A 6,755-nucleotide genomic window follows, 5' to 3' on the forward strand; every position below is an offset into this window, starting at 1 on the left:
AGCCGTTCGAGTTAAGAGGATCAAAATCATAGTGTAAGGAAGAAAGAATAGTCTTTTGCCAAGAAGGGAGTGGATTAAGATGTCTAGAAAAAAAGAACGAACAGTAATTGTAACTGGTGCAGCTCAAGGGATTGGATATGCTATAGCAGAAGCGTTCGTAAATAATGGTGACTTTGTTGCTATTTGTGATATAAACTTACCAGCTGCAGAAAGCGCAGCGAATAAGTTGGGAAACGCAAAGGGTTATAAAGTGAACGTTGCGGATGAAGAAGATGTAAAGAGCTTTGTTCAATTGCTAACAGCTGAACGAGGAAATGTTGGTGTATTGGTAAACAATGCGGGATTGCAACATATTGATAAAGTTGAAGATTTCCCTGTAGATAAATGGCGGCTTTTAATTGATGTCATGCTCACCGGTCCATTTTTAATGACCAAGCATGCGCTTCCTTTTATGAAAGAACAACAGTATGGTCGTATTATTAATATTTCATCGGTACATGGAAAAATGGCTTCTCCATATAAATCTGCTTATGTTTCTGCTAAACATGGCGTTGTTGGCTTTACTCGTACAGTTGCAATAGAAACAGCAAACTCAGGTATTACAGTAAATGCAATTATGCCCGGAGCAGTTCGAACACAGTTAGTTGAGAAACAGTTAGCGAAATTGGCAAAGGAAGATGGAACTACAGAACAAGAAGCACATCTTAGGAAAACAGCCTATGAAACGTATACTGGAACCATCTGAAATAGGCGATGTTGCTGTCTTTTTATCTTCTGATGAGGCAGCTGCTATTACAGGGGATTGTTTAAGTGTCTCGGGTGGATGGTAAGAAGAATAAGGAAGAAAATGCAATTTAGCATTTTCTTCTTTTTTTTTCGGAAATTGATCCCCTTTGATCTTTTAATATTGGATAGGAGGGCAGGTGCTATATCTCGTTTCTTTTTGGTGATAACGGCCGGGGTTGTACATTGTAAAGCCCTAAATTCATTATTTCTGCGGTTTTTTGATGGAAGCGTTTTAAATTTGAACAGTTTGTGAACTATGTCACTTAGTACTTTCTTTTTGAAAAAATCGGAGTAGAATAAGAGTCAAGAAAGTTATTATATAACAGAGCGACAAAAACAGCGCATTTATGGCTGTTGTTATATTACAAAAAATAAAAATGATGGAGGGTTTTATAATGTGGGTTATTACAGTATTTGAACAAAAAGATGTCCGTGTTTTTGAATATACAAATAAAGGGGAAGCAATCCAAGCTCTTCAACGTTTCGATAAAACTACAGTAAAAAACGCTGTATTATCTTATACAAAATAATGCCTAGCCCGTAGCTGATGAATAGCTACGGGCGTTTTTTAATTTCTGACACTCTTTTTTTATTAATGAATCTGTCTTTCTTTCATAGTCGGTGGTTCTTTTAAAAGGCTGCCTGCTGCTGCGATAATTAACAACGAACCTGTAAAAAGGAAGCCCCCTGCGTTTGTGAATCCCAGTAACCCTGTTAGTCCAGAGCCAGCTACAACGCCTAAAGAGAAAAAGGCATAAAAATATCCATACGCTTTGCCGCGATGAGCGGGTTCAACTGCATGAACGAGTAAAGAATTGATAGAGGGGAATAAAAAAGCAAATCCGATGCCATATAGAGCCATACATATATAGAGAGATGATAGGCTAACCATTTGGCTCAACAAAAGAAGACCAAGCCCCATAACGGTCATACCGAATGCTAGTGTAAACATTGGCTTAATCCGATCGAAAACAATATTAGTAGGCAGAAGGAAAACAAGAATCGCCACTATGCCGAATGTACTTAACAAAAGGCCGCTTGTTTGAGTATCATACCCAAGACCAATCACTTTTAACGGTAACATATAGGCGAGGGCACCTTGTGAAAACATGAGGAGGAATGCTCCGATAAATGCTTTGACAATATTGGCATTTTGAAAGAAAGCATAGATTGTTATTGATTCCTCTTGTTCTGCTTCAGAATTTGTTTTTACATTGTTACGCAGAAGGAAGAGAGCGAGTACACCTAAAAGAAACATTGAAATCGCTGTAATCGTTAACACCGTTATTTCACTCGTTTTGCTGGCGACAATTCCACTAAAAGCAGGCCCGATAATAGCGGCCATACCAACAAAAGCACCTGATATTGCTGCACCTTTTCCTTTTTTATCTTCTGAAGCGGAATTAGCTAAATAAGTGAAAGCCGCAGGTACAATTAACCCAGCCAGTAAACCGTGCAAAAAGCGGATGGCAAGTAATGACCAAGCCCCTCCAGCAAAACGGTATAAGAAGAGGGAAATACCCGTTAATAGTAATCCTGTTAATAAAATGCGAAAAGGCCCTTTCTTATCTGTTAAAAATCCAGATATCACGTTACCAATCGTATTTGAAAAAGAATACATACCGACAGCCAACCCTGTTAAAAACGGAGTTGCACCAAGTGATTCCGCAAAAGGACTCATAATCGGCAGCTGAGTAAATAAGTCGAAAAATGAGAAAAAAACAATGAGATAAACAAAACTACGCATACATGCCCCCTCCATTTAGTTATCTTGCTTCTATTCTTTGTTTTCCATAAAGGTTTGTCAAGGGAGGATTCATGACTCTTATTAGGCAGTTCTTCTACTAATTTGCTTCTGTTGGTTTTTGGCCCATTTGTGCATCAAAGCTATTCAATTAAAATAGGAAGTATTAAACATTTTTCATTTCTTTGTTCATACACTTAATGAGTACATGAATTAAGTGTATGAAGGGGGAAAGGTGAATTGATTTCTTACGATTTTGACTACTATAAACCAACATCAATCAAGGAGGCAGCAGAGCTTCATCAGCGTCTAGTCTCTGAAGGCAGAAAACCAAAATTCTTTTCAGGTGGTACGGAAATCATTACCCTTGGGCGCTTAAATCTCATTTATACGGATGCGATCATTGATATAAAAGGAATTCCTGAGTGTAAGAGGTGGGGATTTGAAAAGAATGAGCTAATAGCAGGGGCGGCTTTATCCCTGTCTTTATTGGAAGAGGAACCCCATTTTCCATTATTAAAGCAAACCGCGAGTGAGGTGGCGGATTATACGTCAAGAAACAAAATCACACTTGGAGGGAATGTTTGCGGCCAAGTTTTTTACCGGGAAGCGGTATTGCCTTTTCTTCTAGCGGAAAGTGATGTCATAGTTGGCGGGAGAAAGGGTGTTAGAAGGGTGCCGATACGCACAATGTTTCATCAAGAGCTAACCTTAGAGCCAGGGGAGTTTCTTGTACAAATTATTACTGAGGAAGCATATATCGATGCTCCTTTTCTTAGTGTGAAGAAAAGGCAGCAATGGGAAACGGGCTACCCTCTTATAACAGTAGCTTCTTTGAAAAAAGACAATTTTCTTCGGTTTGCTTTCAGTGGCGTTTGTGCTTTTCCGTTTCGCTCAGATGAAATGGAGCAAGTTCTTAATGATGCAACGATGACGTATGAAGATCGTGTGCTAAAATCTTTCAACTATTTACCTAAGCCCATTTTAAACGATGTGGAAGGGTCAGATGAATATCGATTATTCGTTTTGAAAAATACATTAGTAGATTTTTTGAAGCATTTTGAAAGCGGGGGTGTGCATGAGTAAACGCAAGCCGAAACGATGGATGATTGACTTGAAAGTAAATGGAGAAGAGTACGAAGCTGATATTCATGCTTCTGATTTGTTACTGCATGTTTTACGTGAAAAATTAGGCTTAACTGGTGCGAAGCCAGGTTGTTTAAATGGAGATTGTGGTGCTTGTACGGTAATAATGAACGGAAAACCGATGAAGTCTTGTTTAGTTTTAGCCATTGAGGCTGTTGGTACGGATATTTTAACAATTGAAGGCCTTATTCATTCGCCGATTCAAAAAGCTTTTATTGAGCATTTCGCCTTTCAGTGTGGATACTGCACCCCAGGCTTTATTATGAACTGTCAGGCTTTATTGTCACAGCATCCTGATCCTGACTTGGAAACGATTAAACAATGGCTATCCTCTAACATTTGTCGCTGCACAAGTTATCAAGAGATTGAAAAAGCGGTGACTTCTGTGTTGAAACAAGGCGGTAATGAATGATGCACACGGCTTAAGCCGTGTGCATCATTTTAGGAGAAAACCTTTCGAAACCACTGGATGGTCGGTCTTATAATCTCGGAACATAGCCATTTAATTGGCGGATATACGCACTTCATCCATAGAAAGTGTAGAGGACGATAAATAATATGAAGCCACATCCACTTCAGAATGACCTCACTGAAGCGTAAGACTGGAAGGAGAACTTCTGTATAAAGCCAAAGAAGTATATGCTTCCATAAAAAATATAAAGGGTAGTAAATGATATAGTATACAAATGGATAAATAAGATAATTCCAACAAAAGAGACAAAGCGGCAAAAGAACTTCTCTAATAACAGGGAAGAGCACTTGACGCCATACCCACTGAATAGGGAGACGAATCATATATTTCCAAAAAGGATAGAGCAAATAATCTGAGATTAATTGAAAGATAGGTAAAAAGATTTTTTCCCAAATCCAAGTAAGCGGCTTAATCATGAGGTAAAACCAGAGAAAATAGATTAAACGAAAGAGAAGTTGGATAGGAAAATAAACGATAAACACCAAACCGCGTAAAAGATACTTCACCCCGCCCTCGATTGCTGGCATGGAACTCACCTCCTCTAAAAAAGAGTATGTTTCTATTTATTCTATGTTCTTCCTATTAGTTATAACAACCTGATTTATACCTGTCTTGGTTTGAATAGTACCAAGGAAGAAAGGATTAGACTTCTTTAAAAATGATATAAAAATACAAAAAGTGACAAAAAGAAAGGAGATTATTTAGGCGGGAGAGAAATAACCATGTAAACGTTTTCTGTTTTGGAGTTCGAAATGATAACTAAAGGAGGCTTAATAAATTAACAATGAATAGAATATGAAAGCAGGAGTGTGAAGGGATGGGTCAGGAACAGCGGATTTGGTGGTATGCTTTTGCAAGTATGATGGTGACGATTAGTACTCTCGGTTTTGCAAGAATGTCGTTCGGGATCCTCATGCCTTTTATGAAGGAAAATTTATCACTAACGTATGAACAGGCAGGTATGTTAGGGACAGCCACTTCGATTGGATATTTAGGAATGGTTCTTTTCGCCGGTATTCTTGCTTCAAAATGGGGTTCGAAGCGTTTGGTTGTTTGGGGGACATTTCTTGTGGCGGTCGGTTTGTTATATTTATCTTGGGTTACGAGTTTTGTTTCTTGTCTAGTGGTAATGGCGGTAATCGGGATTGGTACGGCTTTCACCTATACGCCGCTTGTAAATATTGTTGTTGGTTGGTTCCCGAAGCAAAGAGGGATGATGATTGGTTTTCTCGTTAGTGGATTGGGATTAGGAACTTTAATTTCGAGCACGCTTATCCCGTTCTTTACTACGTGGTTTTCCGAAAGCGGCTGGCGGTATCTTTGGCTGTTATACGGAATATTTTCTCTAGTAGTTGTTCTTGTGGCTCAGGCTATCCTTCGAGATCCGCCTATTCCTTTACGTAAAAAGGGGCAGCAAACTGATTCACTTTTTCGGGAAGTTTACTTGCATAAGGGTGTTTTGCTCGTAGCCATTATTTATGGATTGATTGGATTTGCTTATTTAATTCCACAAAGCTTTCTTTTTAGTTATATTTTAGAGTCTAATGTGGATCGATATTCAGCTGGAACAATCATGGCTTTTGGCGGGATTATGTCTATTTTTAGCGGGCCGTTGTGGGGAACAATTTCAGATAGAATTGGGCGAAAGAAATCTCTGCTTATTACCCTTTTCTTAGGGGCTGGTTCGATGCTTATTCCGATTTTATTTCCTATACAAATTGGGTTTGTTGTAAGCCAATTCCTTTGGGGAGTAACGGTTGTGGGAATGCTTTCACTTATTCAAGCACTTTCCACAGAGCAGATTCATCATTCTTATGCACCGATTGCGCTAGGATATACGACCGTTTTCTTTGCAGTAGGGCAATTAGCTGGACCGGGTCTTAGCGGTTGGATGATTGATCATGTAGGAGGAATTCCTTCAGCTTTACTACTCTGCTGTGGGCTTTTATTTACTGCTTTTATTTTAGCTACACAATTACAGAAGAAAGCAGCTGAAGAGCAGATGAATCTTCAAAAGGCGGATGACTCTGTGGGAGGATGATTCCTATTGCTGTCTCGCGGGTTATGTCTCACTAAAAAGTGAGAAGCCGTGTCTAGCAATGGAATCGTTTGCTCAACTATTTAGGTATTATGGTGAATTGAATCATGGAGAATGGAAGTAATATTTTATTCGGGATGATATAGAATCAATGGGGAGGAATTGTCCATAAAATAGGTAGTGCATCCAATTTTGTTGCCCTGTTATTAAGAAAGGATTCTCAGATAAAAAGTTTTTAAAATTGCCTTTTAGTTTTCTCATTTAGGGAACTGAAAGGCAATTTCTTTTGAAAGTATGATGTATTTTCATGACAGTCTAATAGCTGATTAAGTAAAACTATATCTTTCTTAGACGGACTGTATTGAATAGTAGATTTTATATAGTTAAAAATAGTACGGATTATGGTAGTTTTCCTCATGAATGATAATGAGAAAAAATATTTCAAAAAAACAATTGACGAATTAAAAATAGGGGCGTATAATCAATTCTTGTCAGCAGGACAAATTAGTTCTTTGAAAACTAAACAAAACAGAAACGCCAACGTTAATTTTTAAAGTGAGCACACACTA

General features: G+C 38.4%; 8 protein-coding genes. 6 read left to right on the plus strand and 2 right to left on the minus strand.

The window, feature by feature from the left end; all coding sequences use genetic code 11:
- The first annotated feature begins 79 nt into the window (after window positions 1–79).
- The 3 genes from D1953_RS19990 to D1953_RS22045 all read left to right on the plus strand — a co-directional run bounded on the left by D1953_RS19990 (window position 80) and on the right by D1953_RS22045 (window position 1,316).
- The gene (locus D1953_RS19990; protein WP_281271583.1) at window positions 80–745 is read left to right on the plus strand and encodes an SDR family NAD(P)-dependent oxidoreductase; all 666 of its coding nucleotides are present in this window, start codon (window positions 80–82) and stop codon (window positions 743–745) included.
- The gene (locus D1953_RS22040; RefSeq protein ID WP_281271584.1) at window positions 720–830 is read left to right on the plus strand and encodes an SDR family oxidoreductase; all 111 of its coding nucleotides are present in this window, start codon (window positions 720–722) and stop codon (window positions 828–830) included. Before D1953_RS19990 ends, D1953_RS22040 begins: the two co-directional genes overlap by 26 nt.
- A gap of 351 nt (window positions 831–1,181) precedes the next feature.
- Window positions 1,182–1,316: a hypothetical protein gene (locus D1953_RS22045; protein ID WP_281271585.1), complete on the plus strand. Its 135-nt coding sequence runs from the start codon at window positions 1,182–1,184 to the stop codon at window positions 1,314–1,316.
- A gap of 62 nt (window positions 1,317–1,378) precedes the next feature.
- On the opposite strand, the gene D1953_RS19995 is transcribed toward D1953_RS22045, so the two are convergent.
- Entirely contained in the window at window positions 1,379–2,533 is a 1,155-nt protein-coding gene (locus D1953_RS19995; protein ID WP_119118912.1) for an MFS transporter, read from the minus strand.
- Between the two features lie 237 nt (window positions 2,534–2,770).
- On the opposite strand from D1953_RS19995, the gene D1953_RS20000 reads away from it, so the two are divergent.
- Together D1953_RS20000 and D1953_RS20005 are read left to right on the plus strand one after the other, a co-directional pair.
- Complete coding sequence (locus D1953_RS20000) at window positions 2,771–3,616, plus strand: FAD binding domain-containing protein (RefSeq protein WP_119118913.1); 846 nt, start codon at window positions 2,771–2,773, stop codon at window positions 3,614–3,616.
- Window positions 3,609–4,088, plus strand: a complete 480-nt coding sequence (locus D1953_RS20005; RefSeq protein WP_425454295.1) for a (2Fe-2S)-binding protein — start codon at window positions 3,609–3,611, stop codon at window positions 4,086–4,088. The genes D1953_RS20000 and D1953_RS20005 overlap by 8 nt, the downstream gene beginning before the upstream one ends.
- Before the next feature lie 29 nt (window positions 4,089–4,117).
- Here the strand turns inward: D1953_RS20005 and D1953_RS20010 are convergent, their stop codons facing one another.
- Window positions 4,118–4,675 (minus strand): hypothetical protein, encoded by a 558-nt coding sequence (locus D1953_RS20010; protein ID WP_119118914.1) that lies wholly within the window; start codon window positions 4,673–4,675, stop codon window positions 4,118–4,120.
- Window positions 4,676–4,965: 290 nt separating this feature from the next.
- Between D1953_RS20010 and D1953_RS20015 the strand changes: the two genes are divergently transcribed.
- Window positions 4,966–6,189, plus strand: a complete 1,224-nt coding sequence (locus tag D1953_RS20015; protein WP_119118915.1) for a YbfB/YjiJ family MFS transporter — start codon at window positions 4,966–4,968, stop codon at window positions 6,187–6,189.
- Window positions 6,190–6,755 lie beyond the last annotated feature (566 nt).

Source organism: Peribacillus asahii (assembly GCF_003570725.1).
Classification (GTDB): domain Bacteria; phylum Bacillota; class Bacilli; order Bacillales; family DSM-1321; genus Peribacillus; species Peribacillus asahii.

Coding starts and splice junctions, on each gene's coding strand:
- D1953_RS19990 (WP_281271583.1), top strand. CDS start 80: ATGTCTAGAAAAAAAGAACGAACAGTAATTGTAACTGGTGCAGCTCAA.
- D1953_RS22040 (WP_281271584.1), top strand. CDS start 720: ATGAAACGTATACTGGAACCATCTGAAATAGGCGATGTTGCTGTCTTT.
- D1953_RS22045 (WP_281271585.1), top strand. CDS start 1,182: ATGTGGGTTATTACAGTATTTGAACAAAAAGATGTCCGTGTTTTTGAA.
- D1953_RS19995 (WP_119118912.1), bottom strand. CDS start 2,533: ATGCGTAGTTTTGTTTATCTCATTGTTTTTTTCTCATTTTTCGACTTA.
- D1953_RS20005 (WP_425454295.1), top strand. CDS start 3,609: ATGAGTAAACGCAAGCCGAAACGATGGATGATTGACTTGAAAGTAAAT.
- D1953_RS20010 (WP_119118914.1), bottom strand. CDS start 4,675: ATGCCAGCAATCGAGGGCGGGGTGAAGTATCTTTTACGCGGTTTGGTG.
- D1953_RS20015 (WP_119118915.1), top strand. CDS start 4,966: ATGGGTCAGGAACAGCGGATTTGGTGGTATGCTTTTGCAAGTATGATG.